Origin of the sequence: Pseudomonas abietaniphila, assembly GCF_900100795.1 — a bacterium.
Classification (GTDB): Bacteria; Pseudomonadota; Gammaproteobacteria; order Pseudomonadales; family Pseudomonadaceae; genus Aquipseudomonas; species Aquipseudomonas abietaniphila.
Window position 1 is genome coordinate 17213 of record NZ_FNCO01000021.1, and the last position, 16405, is coordinate 33617.

20 protein-coding genes are annotated in these 16405 nt (G+C 56.4%); 5 read left to right on the forward strand and 15 right to left on the reverse strand.

Annotation, left to right across the window (positions count from 1 at the left end; all coding sequences use genetic code 11):
* Nucleotides 1-70 precede the first annotated feature (70 nt).
* Both BLS87_RS28790 and BLS87_RS28795 read left to right on the forward strand, forming a co-directional pair.
* The gene (locus BLS87_RS28790; protein WP_074758157.1) at nt 71-964 is read left to right on the forward strand and encodes a recombination-associated protein RdgC; all 894 of its coding nucleotides are present in this window, start codon (nt 71-73) and stop codon (nt 962-964) included.
* A gap of 242 nt (nt 965-1206) precedes the next feature.
* Nucleotides 1207-1578 (forward strand): hypothetical protein, encoded by a 372-nt coding sequence (locus tag BLS87_RS28795; RefSeq protein ID WP_074758159.1) that lies wholly within the window; start codon nt 1207-1209, stop codon nt 1576-1578.
* Nucleotides 1579-1751: 173 nt separating this feature from the next.
* Here BLS87_RS28795 and trbC read toward each other — a convergent pair whose 3' ends face one another.
* The 8 genes from trbC to BLS87_RS28835 form a co-directional block, all read right to left on the reverse strand.
* Nucleotides 1752-2483, reverse strand: coding sequence for a type-F conjugative transfer system pilin assembly protein TrbC (gene trbC, locus BLS87_RS28800; protein ID WP_244165916.1), 732 nt, complete (start codon nt 2481-2483; stop codon nt 1752-1754).
* A complete protein-coding gene (locus BLS87_RS28805) occupies nt 2431-3471 on the reverse strand; it encodes a TraU family protein (protein ID WP_074758161.1) in 1041 nt (346 codons plus the stop codon). The genes trbC and BLS87_RS28805 overlap by 53 nt, the downstream gene beginning before the upstream one ends.
* Nucleotides 3468-4097, reverse strand: coding sequence for a type-F conjugative transfer system protein TraW (traW, locus tag BLS87_RS28810; RefSeq protein WP_074758163.1), 630 nt, complete (start codon nt 4095-4097; stop codon nt 3468-3470). Before traW ends, BLS87_RS28805 begins: the two co-directional genes overlap by 4 nt.
* A gap of 98 nt (nt 4098-4195) precedes the next feature.
* The gene (locus BLS87_RS28815; RefSeq protein ID WP_083370783.1) at nt 4196-5014 is read right to left on the reverse strand and encodes a DsbC family protein; all 819 of its coding nucleotides are present in this window, start codon (nt 5012-5014) and stop codon (nt 4196-4198) included.
* Between the two features lie 1119 nt (nt 5015-6133).
* The gene (locus tag BLS87_RS28820; protein ID WP_074758165.1) at nt 6134-6406 is read right to left on the reverse strand and encodes a hypothetical protein; all 273 of its coding nucleotides are present in this window, start codon (nt 6404-6406) and stop codon (nt 6134-6136) included.
* Between the two features lie 33 nt (nt 6407-6439).
* Nucleotides 6440-6664 (reverse strand): hypothetical protein, encoded by a 225-nt coding sequence (locus BLS87_RS28825; RefSeq protein ID WP_074758167.1) that lies wholly within the window; start codon nt 6662-6664, stop codon nt 6440-6442.
* A 144-nt stretch (nt 6665-6808) separates the two neighbouring features.
* Nucleotides 6809-7057, reverse strand: coding sequence for a hypothetical protein (locus BLS87_RS28830; RefSeq protein WP_074758169.1), 249 nt, complete (start codon nt 7055-7057; stop codon nt 6809-6811).
* A 10-nt stretch (nt 7058-7067) separates the two neighbouring features.
* Nucleotides 7068-7334, reverse strand: coding sequence for a hypothetical protein (locus BLS87_RS28835; protein WP_074758171.1), 267 nt, complete (start codon nt 7332-7334; stop codon nt 7068-7070).
* Between the two features lie 539 nt (nt 7335-7873).
* Here BLS87_RS28835 and BLS87_RS28840 point away from each other — a divergent pair.
* The 3 genes from BLS87_RS28840 (at nt 7874) to tnpC (ending at nt 12271) form a co-directional block, all read left to right on the forward strand.
* Nucleotides 7874-8416, forward strand: coding sequence for a phospholipase D family nuclease (locus tag BLS87_RS28840; RefSeq protein WP_074758173.1), 543 nt, complete (start codon nt 7874-7876; stop codon nt 8414-8416).
* Nucleotides 8417-8891: 475 nt separating this feature from the next.
* Complete coding sequence (locus BLS87_RS28850) at nt 8892-11909, forward strand: Tn3 family transposase (protein WP_044261451.1); 3018 nt, start codon at nt 8892-8894, stop codon at nt 11907-11909.
* Entirely contained in the window at nt 11909-12271 is a 363-nt protein-coding gene (tnpC, locus tag BLS87_RS28855; RefSeq protein WP_017849612.1) for a Tn3 family transposase post-transcriptional regulator TnpC, read from the forward strand. Before BLS87_RS28850 ends, tnpC begins: the two co-directional genes overlap by 1 nt.
* A 293-nt stretch (nt 12272-12564) precedes the next feature.
* Here the strand turns inward: tnpC and BLS87_RS35475 are convergent, their stop codons facing one another.
* From BLS87_RS35475 to merP, 7 genes are read right to left on the reverse strand one after another with little or no spacing between them, the layout of a single operon-like run.
* Nucleotides 12565-12942, reverse strand: a complete 378-nt coding sequence (locus BLS87_RS35475; protein WP_425274543.1) for a DUF3330 domain-containing protein — start codon at nt 12940-12942, stop codon at nt 12565-12567.
* Nucleotides 12939-13175, reverse strand: coding sequence for a broad-spectrum mercury transporter MerE (gene merE / locus BLS87_RS28865; protein WP_017849613.1), 237 nt, complete (start codon nt 13173-13175; stop codon nt 12939-12941). Before merE ends, BLS87_RS35475 begins: the two co-directional genes overlap by 4 nt.
* Complete coding sequence (gene merD, locus BLS87_RS28870; protein WP_017849614.1) at nt 13168-13530, reverse strand: mercuric resistance transcriptional repressor MerD; 363 nt, start codon at nt 13528-13530, stop codon at nt 13168-13170. Before merD ends, merE begins: the two co-directional genes overlap by 8 nt.
* A complete protein-coding gene (locus tag BLS87_RS28875; protein WP_017849615.1) occupies nt 13527-13946 on the reverse strand; it encodes a hypothetical protein in 420 nt (139 codons plus the stop codon). Before BLS87_RS28875 ends, merD begins: the two co-directional genes overlap by 4 nt.
* A gap of 20 nt (nt 13947-13966) precedes the next feature.
* The gene (gene merA / locus BLS87_RS28880; protein WP_033869426.1) at nt 13967-15646 is read right to left on the reverse strand and encodes a mercury(II) reductase; all 1680 of its coding nucleotides are present in this window, start codon (nt 15644-15646) and stop codon (nt 13967-13969) included.
* Between the two features lie 32 nt (nt 15647-15678).
* On the reverse strand, nt 15679-16113 hold the full coding sequence (gene merC, locus BLS87_RS28885; RefSeq protein ID WP_003131881.1) for an organomercurial transporter MerC: 435 nt from the start codon (nt 16111-16113) through the stop codon (nt 15679-15681).
* A gap of 12 nt (nt 16114-16125) precedes the next feature.
* The gene (gene merP / locus BLS87_RS28890) at nt 16126-16404 is read right to left on the reverse strand and encodes a mercury resistance system periplasmic binding protein MerP (protein ID WP_003131880.1); all 279 of its coding nucleotides are present in this window, start codon (nt 16402-16404) and stop codon (nt 16126-16128) included.
* Nucleotide 16405: the final 1 nt, after the last annotated feature.

Here is a 16405-nt window from a genome sequence, read left to right on the forward strand (position 1 = left end):
GAGGTGTGGCTATGGTATAAATCTGGCAGTATTATTTCTACCTGATAATTGCAATTAATAGGTCTCTCCCATGTTTCCCAGCCTGCATCTATATCGGATGACCGAACCCTGGAAGCTAAGCCCTGCCGAGCTGGAGAAAAGGCTCGAAAGGAAAGCGTTCAAACCCTGCGCGGGGAATGTATTCAAGAGTCAGGGGTGGGTGCCTCCCAGGACGGGTGGTGGACTCGTTTTTGAGGCTGAAAAGCAATACCTCCTCGCGCTTTGTTTTGAAGAGAAGCGCGTCCCTGACCCCGTTCTACAAAGGCACGTGGCAAAGAAAGCGGCCAAAATGTTCGCCGACAAGGGGTACAAGCCCAGCCGCGATCAGTTGAAGGCGCTCAAAGAGGAGTCGATGCTTGAGTTACTGCCCCGAGCTTTCGAGGCTCAGGAAATTATTACCATATGGATCAATAGCGTAGCCGGTCTTATTGCAATTGATACCGGCACGCCGGGAAAGGCCGACGACGTCGTCACAGAGCTTCTCGAAGCTGTCTCTATCCCTGCCTCATTGATCAGGACGGCGATGGACCCATCGTCTGCAATGTCTTCATGGTTGATGAACAATGAAGCCCCTGATGAGTTCACAGTCGATCGTGAGGTCCATCTCCAAGGCCTCGACCTGGAGAAGTCGAAAGTCTCTTATGCCCAGCTCTGCCTTGAGCGTGACGAGGTGCGCCAGCACATCCTTGAGGGGCGCCGGCCGATTCGGTTGGCCATGACATTCTCGGAAAATCTCTCATTTGTGCTCACCGATAAGCTGAGCATCAAGCGAATTGTCTTCCACGATTCGATCAAAGCAGAGATTCCGGACGCTGAAGACGAGACCGAAGCTTTCGCCGGCTCTTTTCTGACCTACGCAGGTCACCTGTCCAAGCTGGTGCCTGCGTTGCTGGAGGCATTAGGCGGGGAAGATCTCGCACAGTGATAGCGGGGTTTGTTCGGTTACTTCATTGGATGCGAGGAAGCGTGCGTTAGGCGCATAGGAGACGAGCCTTAGCCGATGTACAGCTGCGCCCCTAGATACGTACAAACACGAGCAGCCGACATCGAAGCCGTTCCCATGGGTACCCGCCCTATTCAGGTTGTCTTTCACCGCTTGTAACTGCGTGTTCGACATTACCTGGTACTAGGCCAACGCAAGGCCTAGCACTTCCCGGGAGAATGACCATGCAACGCATCCAACACGCTGTTTCCTTCAAACGTACCGCTCAATCTTTCTGCCTGTCCCTGGCCGTGTTCACGATGAAGCGCGTAGCCCAGGCAAAGCTCGTTGGCGAGGTGCTGCTATTACTGGCAAAGGCGTTCGTGAACAAGATGTTTCGCGCTCAGGTGCTTTCAGCCGTCAACATCGATGTCGACGGGTTCCGTAACGTACACATGCTTGAAGCAATCCCAAGTGTCACGGCGGGTTTCGTGCGGTTGAATTACGTCAAGACTGTTAACGGTTACGAGAAAACGCGTACAAGCACGCTGGTGACCGATGATGAATGGGAACGATTGGCTCGCCGAGCCGCATTCGGTGGTGGTCGACTGGCTTAGTTCATAAACGAGGTATCACGGGACTCTATGAGTCCCGTTTTTTTCGACTGAAATTAAGAAGGCAGGAAATACAGGGTGTGACACTACTCATCAGCCTGTGGTGGGTTATTTTACTGTGTTTGCCACTTGTCCTGTGCGACTGCCCCTGGTCACCGGGGCAGGAGCCATTGTGACTATCTAACCGAACCTGGTGCGTCTTTTTTGGCAATCTGGGCCAGTCTTGATGCAGCCAACTTCGAAATGGACGGTTGTGCTCGCACACGGATTGTGTCCAGCGCCAGCATGGCCGAGATGTCACCAGTCACCGATGTGAAGGTCGCTTCTGGCGAGCATCCATCATCCAGCACAGATTGGGCATCAGAAGTGGCGACGACGAACGCCGGCACTGAATCGATCTTGAATGCTTTGAACAGGTTCGGATTGATTTCCCACGGCACGCCTGCCTTGTTTACATCCAATGCAGCTTGTTTGGTCTGCATCTGAGATCCGTTTTTGAAACCCCGGATCACCATCACTGCACCGGTCTCTTTAGCCTGTTGGGCCAGGCTTATGAGCTTATCCTTGGGCATAGAGAACGAGACGAAAATAATGAAATCATTCTCTCCGGGTTTGGCGGTGCCGCCGTTCTTTGCGGCGTTGAAGCGCGCCACCACGTCATCCAGTGACTCGGTCTTAGTCGGTGGCGGGGCATTGATCACCGGTGCTACCGCCTTGAACGTGCCCGCTTTGACCGGGTCGATCTTCCCCCCCAATGTTGCATTTCTTGAGGCGGCCTGCTCGCTCATGATTTTCTTGATGGCATCGTCCGATGGCATCTCAAGCTGCTGAGAGAACGCATTCACAGCAAAAAAGCTAGTTGCCAAGAGTAACGCCGCCGCAGCAGTCGCGTTTACGGAAAATGCCATAGCCAAAGTCCTTGTATCCTGGAATCGGAAATTCAGTATTTGATTCGGTGAGAATGGTTGATCGACCGATGGGCTCGCAGCACTTCCCTTGGATCTTCGCGGTCTCAGGTTTGGGATACAAACGGGTCAGCTTGTACTGCCGTTTGTCCATGATGATCTGGGGGTAGTAGCTGCACATGGCATCGCTGCCCATGGCCGACCACTGCGTGCCGGCCGCGTGCAGCTTGGCAAGGATCCGCGTGGTTTGCAGGCGAGCGGTTTGCTCCATGCTCAGGTGAGCTTCATTGTGGCCAGTCAATGGGTACATGTGACCGTACGCCCCAGCTGCCCAGAAGATCGTTGAGAGCGGAAATCCGGCAGTTGCCGCAACCGCATCTGCCGACATGGCACCGATAGCCAACATGCTTCCGAATGGGAATGCGTAAGGGGTAAGAATCCCCGCGAGCTCGTCATCGTTATGCGTAGGGTCGGCGAACGACATCCAAGGAACGTCGATGCCTCGTTGATCCATACAAGTATCATCCAGGATCGCGCCCATCACATACATGGCGGGGTTGATGTAGAAGTTGACCTGCATGAACGAGTCACGCGTCTCGCCGATGCCACCACCCTGGTCGTCCGAGATTTGACCGAAGGCATCTTTGTTGACGCCGATATTGACCCGAGCACCACCGAGCAGAGGAAAACATCCGGGCACAGTTGTTACGTCTGTCATCATGTCGAATTCCCAGAACGATGTGGGAATACCGACTTTAGGTGGGTTGTCGCAGTAGCAGAACGGACTCGAACCCACGCCGCTATCAAAGTCTTCCTGGCCGTCGGACACGAGCGCCGTGGTGCCAAAAAGCTTGATTGGAAACATGCATGACCAGCAGACGTCTGAAATGAGATTCGGGAAGTTGCCCGTGCAGATATCATCAGCGGTTGCGCTCATCGAGCTGAGCATGCCGGTTACCAAAAATCCGATCGCCATCAGAAGCTTTCTCATAGCTTGAGCTCCTCGATCTGGAGTTGTTTACCCTTTTGCGTGATCACCGACGGTACGCGCTCGATGCCGAATTTTTTTGTGAGGATGCCCATCTGGTCGTAATAAACCGGTCGGCCCCATTCACGATCGAGCTTCAGGAATGAACCAGCGACCAGTACCACTTTGTCCCGTGGATGCTCTTCAGTGCGCTGTTTGGCGTACGCGAGCTGTTTCGGGTCGCGGGCGTCGATGAAAATGATGGCCTTGCTGAGAGTGATGTAATCGAGTGGGTTAATGCGGGTGCCGGCCGGTACCAGAATGTTGCCCAAATGATCCTTCACCGTGTCGGGATAGGTGTAAGTCGGGTCGTACATCCTGATCTGTGGCTCGACAACGGGTTCAATACCCGGAACTGGTTTGGGGTTTTCCATACCGGCGAGCTGTCGATCGCGGTACTCGTTCCAAAACTTATTGAGGTCCCCTTTTTTGTCCATCGCGCTCAATCGATCCTGAATCATTTCGATTGCATCCTGTTCCTGGATATCCCAGGTATTGCCGTACTTGCCCAGTTCTTCGGCGTGTACGGTAAAGGAAGCGAGATAGAGCGCGGGGACGAAAGCGAGGGCGCAAAGGCGGCGTAGCTTCATCGCAACTCCAAACGTGAATGCCAGTGGGGCACTGATAACAGAGGGGACGTAAACCGGAGTGGCCATCTAAATGGCCACAAGGTAGAGGAAGGAAGAGATCAGGCGCCTTTAAGCCACGCTTCGATGCGTTCGGCTGGGACCATGCCCGGCAGTTTTCGGCCGTCTTCGGCGAACATAGTAGGCGTGCCTTGGACGCCCAAGCTTTGGCCCAGCGCGACGTTACGTTCGATAGGGTTGTCGCATTTTTTGGCCACAGGAGCTTGGCCGCGCATCATCGCATCCCAACCCGCGGCACGGCCGGCTTCAGGCATGCACCAGATCGATTCAGCTTTTGCCCGAGCGTTCGGATGCAGCGAGTCGAGCGGGTACATGAAGGTGTAGATAGTCACGTTGTCGACGTTTGCAAACACGTCGGTTTCCAGCTGGTGGCAGTACGGGCAGTCAGGATCGGAGAACAGGTAGATTTTCCGAGAGCCGTCGCCTTTGACCCGAGTGAAGGCGTCAGCTAGCGGGAACTTGGTGACATCAACCTTTTCAGCAGCAGCACGCTTGGGCGCTGTCAGATCCTGACGGGTCTGCATGTCATAAAGGCTGCCGAACATCAGGTAGCGTCCTTCAGAGTCGGTGTAGGCGATGTTTTTGCCCATAGTGATTTCAAAGATGCCGGACAGCGGAGACTTCGCGACATTGGTGAAATTGGTTGCAGGGTATTTGCCCTTGAGGGTCGCCATTACAGCTAGGGTTTCCAGATCGCCCGCCGGTGCGGCCGCTGGTGCAGGTGCCACTTCTGGCGCGACTTGCGCAACTGCGACCGGCGCTGCCGCGACATGCGCAGGCGTTGGCGCGGTCTGTGCGTCTTGGGCATAGGCTGCCATAGAGCAACTGGCAAGGGCTAAAGCGACAGCGAGCTTCTTCATCGGATACCTCAGATTTGAAAATGGCACAGGTAGATTATGTGTACGTGTGATCCTATACTATCAATACAGATCACTCGCGACCATACGCCACCAGTATTTTTTTCAGAGGTTTCATGTTTGAGAAAGTCTCAGGCCAGCCCATCCAACAGTTGAGGGCGGCCTACATCCTAATGAACGATCGTCTATTTAGTGCTTCCCTTCCCGGGTGTGAGCTTCGGTTCTCCACACGCCCGGGTTCCGAGGGTCACTATCAACCTGCAACCGTTGTCGGCAGGCATGACGCAGGGCTCGATCTCATCTGTGTGAGCGCGAGCCAGTCTGTCCAAAAGATCTTCGAGTCTTTGGCACATCAGATGTGTCATCAATACAGGCAGTATCGAGGCAACCCGCCTAGACGCGCATATCATGATCAGGCATGGGCTAAAAAGATGATTGAGATAGGGCTTCAGCCCTCAGACACCGCAGCGCCTGGTGGGCGCACTACTGGTCAGCGAATGTCTCATTACCTGCTTGAATGCAGTCCGCTGTCTGAGCTGATCAAAGAACTCGCCAGTCAAGGGCATGATCTATCGTTACTGGTTGAAGGACTGAGCACACGCAGTAACGGAGAAAACCTTCAACAGAAAGGCGCCAAACCCTGGTCCAGAACAAAGTATGCGTGTCCTGGGTGTGGCAGGTCTGTCTTGGGGGGGGATCGTCTGAATCTAATATGCGGCGATTGCAATAGGCTTTACGTCGCTACCCCGTCGACAGATTGTGAACCTACGGAATCGCCGACTGATGCCGAAAGGGTCAATCCAATTGCAATGCGCCGTAACGAAACATGTGCAATGGCGCAACTCCTTACCAGCCAAGGCGTGTAACCATTCCGACCTTGGCCACCGATGAGTTCCGGTATGTGGTCTACTCAAATGCGGTAAGTCGGATAATGCCGACAATACACACATTTCACAGACCTTTTGAGATCGCTCGGCGAGGCCGGTTAAGGGGTGAGGTTCTTCTGTCCGATGTCGTGGACTACCTGGTCTTTCGGTAGCCCTGAAATGAAAAGCCCCCGTACCGATGGTACGAGGGCGTGGTGAAGCGTTTTCAGTAGATCCGATTGGTCACGTTATGTGTTTAGCGTACGGTGGGGGCCCGCTGATCACCGACGTTGTCAGCGTTGACGGGTATGCCGTAGTTCTCAGCGTCCGTATAGATTCCGGAAGCCTTGTCCAGAAAGGACAAGTCATCGACAACCCACCGACCCGAACCTGAGCCACCCTCCAGATAGGCGCACTGGATCCCAGCGGGTACGTCAACCGAATGCTGAGTGCGGCCGACAGTGAAGTCCACTGTGGTCGCAGAGATGGTATTGCCAAGTTTTGCCGCCGGGGTAAGGGTGCTTTTCATAATTTAGATCCTGAAAGGTCGAGTTTTTTGGAATCAGTAGGTGAACAGGTCGCCAGCTGATCCGTTTCCATTGTTAAACGTGGTGCCCCGGGGAACTGAAAACCACGAGAATCCGTTGTAGATCTCCAGGGTATCGCCTGATACCCGAGCTTTGAAATAACGCTCACCCAAAGAGGGGTGTCTAGCGTAGATCCCTGCGCCTTTTTCAAGATGTGCACGAATTTTCAGGTTTGCCTGTCGCGGGGTCAAGGTGGCCATCATATGCTCCGTTGGATAATCGCACTGCGTGAACGCAATCGGTGATCGCTGTCGTTGAACTTACACAGAGGTATGTTTCGCAGGCGCCTGTAACCGCCAGGCATAAAAAAGCCTGGCGAGGAGCCAGGCCGATGTCGCGTTAGATCAAGCTTGCAGCTGGTAATTGCCGGAAACCTTCGCCCCCCGCTTTTCGCTGTAATAACTGACCCGATCAATGAACGGATTGTCTTTTAGCTCTGTGGAACTGAATCCAGCTGACGATCGTACAACCTCCAGTGTCTGTCCCGAGGAGAGCTCCCAGAGGAAAATGGTTGTCTGGTTGGCATGAACTGCCGCCTTGCGAGTGATGCTGGCGCCCGACATCAAGCGCGACGCTTCAATTATTGGATGCATGGCTGCACCCCTAATTTTTAGCGCAAGCGGCGAGGAAGACCTGAATCGCCTTCAGATCAGATCCGAAATTGGTTTCTTCGCACAGATCGTCGATTTCTTTGATCGAGAGCGGTATCAGTGCTCCCCCATCGCTTGCTATGTCACGCAGACCCGGAACACCAGGCTCATCCCTGCGGAGAAACTCTTGGTAATGACGCAGGGCCGCGAGGATTGTTGATTGCTGCCTGTCACTGACCAGAACCAGGGAGTGAGTTGATGCATTTTTCTGATGGGACATGTTGATTCTCCTGAATTGAAACAGGCCTTGCGTAGACCTGGTCCAAGGAGATGTCCTACAGTTGCTTGTAAGTGGTGCTGTTAAGCCGGAGACCTTCGTCTGCCTTGGGAATAAAACCTGACAAAAATCATTGTTACTCATCCAATACAGATTGAATCCAAATAAACATTATGGAATCCAAAACGGCTCTTGATGCCGGGCGACTTTTGCTTAAAGTAGCTGTAGCACCCAATGAAACCGCATTATCAGGGATCTGATCTGTCTCCAAACAGCGCCAGGCGGTCTCGAAATATCTTACAGTTCCGTGTTGCATTCATTGGAAAAGGTGTGTTTAATAGGCCCCATGCAGGCGGTGACGCCTCGAAAGACCCAATCTCCTGAAAGGCTGGGAAAATCAACCGAAAGGTTGAACTTGCGACCACAAGGCCCGCTACTCGTAGTGGGCCTTGTGGTTTCTGGCGTTTGTGTTTTGCTGTGCTTCAGCTGATATAGATACCTGTTATGATTGAATCAGATACTGTCATCACAGAGGCCTCACCATGCGCGCAACCGCTTTGCTTTTCGCAGCAACCCTTTCCTGCTTCACCGCCCTTCCCTCCTACGCAACGGCAAATGATTCGATCACGGTCGGCTTCACGCCAGCGCAGGCCGGTGAGCCGTCAGCCGAGGCGCTTGTGATCAGTGCGATCGCACAGGCCAAACACCAGATCCTCGTCGTTGCATACTCATTCACCTCAAAGCCAATCGCACAAGCATTGATGGGGGCGAAAACCCGCGGAGTGGACGTTCGGGTCGTCGCCGATCAAAAGGCCAATAGCGGCAAGTACACCGCTGTGACATTCCTTGCCAACAATGGTGTGCCTGTTCGGCTCAATGGCCGCTTTGCGATCACTCACGACAAGAGCCTGACAATCGATGGAAGCACGGTCGAGACGGGCAGCTTCAATTTCACGAGTGCAGCTGCTCACAAAAATTCGGAGAACGCTGTGGTTCTTCGCAATGTGCCCGAGCTGGCCGGAAAATATGCGCAGAAATTCGAAATGCTGTGGAACGGTGGCCAGGATCTGGCTCCAGCCTACTGAAGTTCCTGTTGCTGGCAGAGAAGGTGTCGTGCTCAGATACCGGATACCCAGGACCCACCAAACCCAGAGTTCGGTGGGTTGTTTTTTTATGGTGCTCATCATCAGCCCGGGCACCTGGCATTCAAGTGCATGGAATGCCAGTTCGGCCATTTCTACAAGGAGCAACGCATGTCCACCGAACATGATGAGGGTCAGCCTCAAATGGACTCTCGGGAACGCCAGGTAACCCTCACGTTTAACAGTACCCGGCTAATCCCACTGATCGATTCCCTGCGAAAGCCGATTCTGACTCTCCGGTCCGAACGCCTGAAAATCGGGATGGATCGGGGTTATGCCGAGATAAGGCAAAAATTAGGACATTCGTTCTGCAAGATATTGAACTAAAAGGAAATTTATTGAGTTCTTGATTGCTGGTCATCCCCCGCCTGACTAGCCGTCTATGCTGATGTTTTGCCTTACTTGGGGGATGAACTCAATGGCTTCGGTGGAAAGGACAGCCTACCCGCTCTTGCCCAGTCAGTTGCCAGCTAAGGAGCTGCATCGATGCTATTCCCTGTCTGATTCAGAGATCGAATGGGTCAATAACACCGCTAAGAGTCCAGCGCTATCGATTGGGCTGGCAATCCAACTAAAGGTGTTTCAGCAGCTACACTATTTTGTTCCGTTCGAGGAGCTTCCTCAGGAGCTCATCAGTCATGTCCGACAATGCCTTCGCTACGGCGCACGAATAGCTCCGCGCTACAGCAACCCCCGCACCCTTTACCGACACCAAGCGGCGGTTCGGCAGTACCTGCAGGTTACACCCTTCTATAGCAGCGACGGGCTAGCGATCACTGAGGAAATCGCACGTGACTGCGCTGTAGTGCTTGAGCAGCGAGTCGATCTCATTAATGCCATGCTTGATGAGCTGATTCAGCGTGGCTATGAGCTTCCGGCTTATTCGACGCTCAACAACATCGCAGAAACCGCTTTGGCGAGTGCTCAGGAAGTTACCTTCAACCTGATCGTGCTCCGAGCGCCAATCGAGGTGATCTACAAGCTAAAGGAGCTGCTCGACACGGATTTCGGGCGTCGGCAGAGTGACTTCAACGCACTCAAGCAGGCACCCAAGAAGCCTTCCCGCAAGCACCTGGAGGTGTTGATCGACCACCTGGCGTGGTTAGAGAGCTTCGGAGATCTGGATGCCATTCTTGAGGGGGTCGTCGATGCTAAGATCCGCCACTTCGCCACCCAAGCCGCCGCGTCGGACGTCGCCGAGCTGAAGGACTGCTCGCAGCCGAAACGCTACACACTGATGCTGGCCTTGATCTATCGGATGCGGGTGCGAACTCGGGATCACCTGGCCGAGATGTTCATCCGACGGATTTCGACGATCCACAAACGCGCCAAGGAGGAGTTGGAGCAAATCCAGGCGCGGCAACGCCAGAAGCTGGAGCAACTGGCGGCCACCCTGGATGGCGTGGTGCAGATTCTTGTTCAGGAACCGGATGACCAGGAGGCTGGCAGTCTGATCCGGGAATTCCTCTCTCCCGATGGCAACCTGGATCGGTTGCGCGAGACTTGCGCCGAAGTCCAGGCTACGGGCGGTAACAACTACCTGCCGCTGATCTGGAAGCACTTCAAGTCCCATCGCTCGCTGTTGTTCCGTCTGAGCCACCTTCTTCAACTGGAACCCACGACTCAGGATCGCTCACTTATCCAGGCGCTTCAGCTCATCCAGGACAGCGAAAATCTACACCGCGAGTGGATCGACGAGCATGTCGACTTGTCGTTTGCGTCGGAGCGCTGGGTTAAGGTCGTGCGTCGTCCTGCCAGTGAAGGGCCACCTACCAACCGGCGCTATCTGGAAGTCTGCGTGTTCTCTTACCTGGCCAGTGAGCTGCGCTCGGGTGATATGTGCGTGCTGGGGTCGGAATCTTTCGCCGACTACCGTAAGCAGTTGCTGCCCTGGGAAGAATGTTTCCATCGTCTACCGGCCTACTGCGAAAAGGTGGGGCTGCCTGGCACGGCGAAGGAGTTTGTCGCCTCCCTCAAGATTCAGCTGGAGGAAACCGCGCAGCATCTGGATGAAAAATTCCCTTCTTGCCGAGGTGACGTATCGATCAATGAAGCCGGCGAACCGGTGCTACGCCGAGTGATAGCGCGGGACATCCCGCCTTCGGCCATCTCGCTACAGACGGCGCTTATGCAGCGCATGCCGGCCAGGCACGTGCTCGACATCATGGCCAACATTGAGCATTGGATTCAGTTCACTCGGCATTTCGGGCCGATGTCCGGCAACGAGCCAAAGCTCAAAGAACCGGCCGAGCGCTACCTGATGACGATCTTCGCCATGGGCTGCAACCTTGGCCCCAACCAGGCCGCACGGCATCTGGCCGGTAATGTCACGCCGCACATGCTGTCCTATACGAATCGCCGCCATCTCTCGCTTGAGAAGTTAGACAAGGCTAACCGCGAGCTGGTGGAACTCTATCTGCAACTTGACCTGCCCAAGCTCTGGGGCGATGGCAAGGCGGTGGCCGCGGACGGTACGCAGTTCGACTTCTATGACGACAATCTGCTGGCCGGCTACCACTTCCGCTATCGCAAGATGGGGGCCGTGGCGTACCGACACGTGGCCAATAACTACATCGCGGTGTTCCAGCACTTCATCCCGCCTGGTATCTGGGAGGCAATCTATGTGATTGAGGGGTTGCTCAAGGTCGACCTCAGCGTCGAACCCGATACGGTGTACTCTGACACCCAGGGCCAGTCGGCCACGGTGTTCGCCTTCACTCATCTGCTGGGCATCAATCTGATGCCGCGTATCCGCAACTGGCGCGACCTGGTGATGTGCCGGCCAGATCGCGGCGTTTCGTATAAACACATCAACCGTCTGTTCACCGACACCGCCGACTGGCACCTGATCGAAACCCACTGGCAGGATCTGATGCAGGTCGCGTTGTCAATCCAGGCCGGCAAGATTTCCTCACCTATGCTGCTGCGCAAACTTGGCTCCTACAGTCGGCGCAACAAGCTCTATCATGCCGCGCAAGCGCTGGGCAGCGTGATCCGGACGATCTTCCTACTCAACTGGATCGGCAGCCGCGAGTTGCGCCAGGAAGTCACCGCCAACACCAATAAGATCGAGTCCTACAACGGCTTCTCTAAGTGGCTGTCCTTTGGCGGTGACGTGATCGCCGAAAACGATCCGGACGAGCAACAGAAACGCCTGCGCTACAACGACATGGTGGCCTCGTCGGTGATCCTGCAGAACACCGTGGACATGATGCGCATCCTGCAGAAGCTCGCCCGTGATGGCTGGCAGTTCACTGACGACGACGTATCGTTTCTCAGCCCCTACCTAACCAGCAATGTCAAACGTTTTGGGGAGTTCAACCTGAAACTCAAACGCCCACCGGAACCCTGGATCAAGGATTCCATTTTCCAGCAGGCTGCGGGATCAATGCGTGCGAAACAGATGTCTGACAGCAACGTTGAGGTGACGAACTGATGCATATCCCGCCAGCTTCGTTCCGCGTGACACCTTATGGGGACGTCGATACCAAGGTACTCGACTCTCTGCGTGCAAGCTACGACACCGCTCAGTTGCTCAACTTGGTCGACCGGCTGGATGCCTGCCTTGCTGAAATCGGAGGGGTCGGCAGCATTCGAGAAGACTTCCTACGCCTGCATGGCATGGCCATGACGGTACTGGAAGGTTTCCCCCTCACTGTGGCTACCAGTGATGTCGACAGTATTTGGGCGCAGGCGATGGCCCTTCAAGAGGATATTTCTGCTTTATGTTCATGCTTGCAGGCGGGTTCTAAACACGTTGCTCCTTTGGCAGCGCTTGCTCCTGACTATCAGGACTAGACTATTCGTGCAAATGGGCTGCCGGCAGACTGAATACAATGGAGGTGCAGAGTAAAACTGATGCTGCAGGACTGACGAGTAACTCTATAGCATCGCTGTACTGTGGGGTGAATTTGACTCTGGGTAGCCGGTTTTGACGCCCTGTAGGCACGCTGCCATCCTCCCGGGCATCGGCCTAGATAAAACTACTGACGAAGCCTTCGGGCTTACATTAGCCACGAGCGGACTTGCATTAAATCTCAATGGACTCACGCTTTCTAAAAAAAACCAGAGCCACTTTCCAGAGGCAAAGATTAGTCGTCGTGACGGGTACTGACCTCTGGTGTGCAGGGGTGATCAGGCTCGGATGCCGCTCTCTTATCCGCGCGCGATATGAAGCGCTGATAGCATTCAAGGCCACAGAAGTGCACGACGTACTCGGTACCTTCCGGCGTCAGTGCGGCGTCAAGGGAAATTTCCTTGCAACATTCGCAGCAACTGATAGTGGGGGTGTCGTTTGCGTTCATGATGGGGTTTCTCCATCGTCCAAGAAAACCTAGTAACTCTTCCACACCTGCGATCGAACCTGCGCGCAGATCGACCTGCGGCTGGCAGTGCAGCAACAATTCCCAACGCTCCCAAGCCTGCCGCAACTCGGCAGCGGAGACCGCGCCGTGCTCCGAGCGGGTCACGCCCGCTTCCGAAAGGCCCGTAGAGCCGCTCTCAGGAAGAGGACGAAGAGAACCGTCAGCACGAGCGTCGCGAGGCTCCAATGCTCGCTGACGAAGGCCCCGGCCGCAGTCCCCGAGAGCAGTAATGCCAGCACCGGCAGATGGCAGGGGCAAGTGAGCGCGGCGAGCACACCCCACGTGTAGGCGTGCCAGCGGGGCATCTTGATTGATTCGGATTGGTTGGTATTACGCATGGGTGTGACCTTCGATGGCACGATGAGTCAGCCCGGCCAACTCCGTTTTCACTGCGTCTAAAGCTGCCAGCCGGGTCGCGATTTGCCCAAGCAAGCGGTCGATACACCCGATCACATCGGTACTATCGTCTGCATCGAGCGCTCGACAGAGCCGCGCCAATTCGTCGAGCCCGATACCGGACTCAAAGGCGGCACGTACGAAGCACAGCCGCGCCAGGGACCGCTCATCGAAAATGCCGTAACCGCTTTCCGTGCGCCGCGCGGGGTGCAGCAAGCCGCGCAGCATATAATCTCGGACTATATGGACACTGACGCCCGCGTCCTCGGCCAATCTGGATATGGAGTAGGCATTCATCGCCGACACTCCCGACCTTCACCGCAAACTGGGGCGCTCAGATATTTCCTTCCGGCTAGGCGCTCAGGTAGCCAGATGAGCAACGGTGCAGCTCCCAGAGCCAGTAGCAGCCACAACCTGGAGAGATGCTCGCCGTTTTGGTCAAACACATAAGCCAATAGCGCACCAACTGCGAGCAACAGGAAGTGAGGCCCCGTTATGTAGCAGTGAAGGCGGCGACAACGCGTGGCGTTGACCAGGCAGGCGCCGCCCATCACGGCCAGCGCGGCGCCTGCTGCCAGGAACAACGCGGGGCGTCGATTAGACAGAACAATCGCTATCGTCGCCACGACGGCAGGCAGGCCCCAGAAGCTGACCAACTGCCATGTCTTGCGTAGGCTGTCGCACCTACCGAGATCGTCTGCCGTGTTGCTCATGTTTCAACCTCCCTCTCTCATTACCCTGCGCAGCAGGACAATTGTTTGACGTCTTTGTTAAAGGTCTGTGCGGCGAGTTTCAGTCCCTCGACCATCGTCAGGTAGGGGAACAACTGGTCAGCCAATTCCTGCACGGTCATACGGTTGCGGATGGCGAGTACCGCCGTCTGGATCAGTTCTCCTGCTTCCGGGGCCACAGCCTGCACTCCCAGCAGTCGGCCGGAGCCCACTTCGGCAACCAACTTGATGAAACCCCGCGTGTCGAAGTTGGCCAACGCGCGCGGCACGTTGTCCAGGGTCAAGGTGCGGCTGTCGGTTTCGATCCCGGCGTGCTGCGCTTCGGCTTCGCTGTAGCCGACGGTGGCCACTTGCGGATCGGTGAACACCACGGCCGGCATGACGTCGAGATTGAGCTTGGCCTCGCCGCCGGTCATGTTGATTGCCGCGCGGGTGCCAGCCGCTGCCGCGACGTAGACGAACTGCGGTTGGTCGGTGCAGTCGCCGGCCGCATAGATATCCGCTGCGCTGGTGCGCATGCGCTCGTCGATCTGGATGCCGCCGCGCTCGTCCAGCTGCACGTCGGCCGCTTCCAGGTTCAGGCCCTGGGTATTGGGCGTGCGGCCGGTGGCGACGAGCAGTTGGTCGGCACGTAACTCACCATGGTTGGTGGCCAGTACGAACTCGCCGTTGGCGTGGGACACCTGGCTGGCTTGCGTTTGCTCCAGCACTTCGATGCCCTCCATACGGAAGGCCTCCGTCACCGCCGCGCCGATGGCCGGGTCTTCGTGGAAGAACATCGCACTGCGTGCCAGGATCGTGACCTCGCTACCCAGCCGGGCGAAGGCCTGCGCCAGTTCCACTGCCACTACGGAGGCGCCGATCACGGCGAGCCGCTTAGGGATTGTATCGCTCGCCAGTGCCTGGTCTGAGGTCCAGTACGGCGTGTCTTTCAGTCCTGGAATCGGTGGAACGGCCGCGCTTGCGCCGGTGGCGACCAGGCAGCGGTCGAAGGCTACGATGTGCTCGCCACCCTCGGCCAGTTTCACGCTGAGCGTGTGGCCGTCCTGGAAACGGGCGGTGCCGCGCAGCACGCTGATCGCCGGCGTGCTCTCCAGGATGCTTTCGTACTTGGCGTGGCGCAGTTCGGCGACACGGTCTTGTTGCTGCGCGAGCAGACGTTCGCGTAGGACGGTCGGCGTCATGGCGGAAAGCCCGGCGTCGAACGGGCTCTCGCGGCGCAGATGGGCCACATGCGCGGCACGAATCATGATCTTGGAGGGCACGCAGCCCACGTTGACGCAGGTGCCGCCGATGATGCCGCGCTCGATCAGGGTGACGCGGGCACCGCCTTCCACCGCCTTGAGCGCGGCCGCCATGGCGGCGCCACCACTGCCGATGACCGCGACGTGGAGCTTGTCGCCCTCTTTCCCGGCGTCAGTGCTGCTCAACCAACCCCGTGCCTTATCGAGCAGGCCAGGACGGGCTTGTACCATGGCGTCTTCGAACGCCGCTCGATACCCCAGGGCCTCGACAGCGGCCTGCATCTGCTCACGGCTTGCGCCCTCGTCGACCTTCAGTTCGGCCTTCCCGCTGGCGTAGGAAACATCCGCCCGATGCACGCCCGGAATCTTCTCCAAGGCCTCTTTCACATGCACGACACAGGAGGCGCAGGTCATACCAATGATTTTCAGTTCGGTCATTTCGTTACTCATTAGATCGTCTCTTGTCAGGTTCACTGGTTTGGCGGCGTCGGACAGGCATCCGGCCCACAACGGCGATGAGCGGGCGACACGAGATCCCATATCGACACCCCAAACATGAGGGCCAGGCCGATATAGAGCAGCCAACCGCTCCGCCAGCCATAAGCCCGCATAAAAAATACCGCTGCCAGTACCAGGGTAGGACCGATCAGGCCGAGCGCAGTCCGTCGCCACTGCCGATGATTGAGCCAGCCGAGGGCATTGACGAGCAGAGCCAGTCCAGCAAACAGAGGCAGCAGCGTGGTGATGAACAGGCCTTCCCACTGGCTCAAAAAGCCCAGACCGAACGCGGCCCCCAGACTAGCAAGGGCGGGAAAGCACATGGCGCAGCCTATGGCAGAAATCAGCACGCCGACGGAGCCGGCTTTGTCACCGATCCGCGTGAACAGATTGAGAGGATTTGCCATCGGAAGTCCCTCCTATTGCTTGACGCTGGACGGATAGCCAGCGTCCTCGGTCGCCTTAGTCAGCGCCAGGGCATTGGTCTTGGTATCGTCGAAGGTGACGATGGCCTCGCGGTTCTCGAAACTCACCTCAGCCTTGGTCACGCCATCGACCTTGGTCAACGCCGTCTTCACCGTAATCGGGCAGGCGGCGCAGGTCATGCCCGGCACCGCCAGGGTGACGGTCTGCGTGGCCGCCCAGACGGGTGTGGCGACCAGGCTGGCGAGGGCTAAGGATGCGAGCAGTTTTCTCATG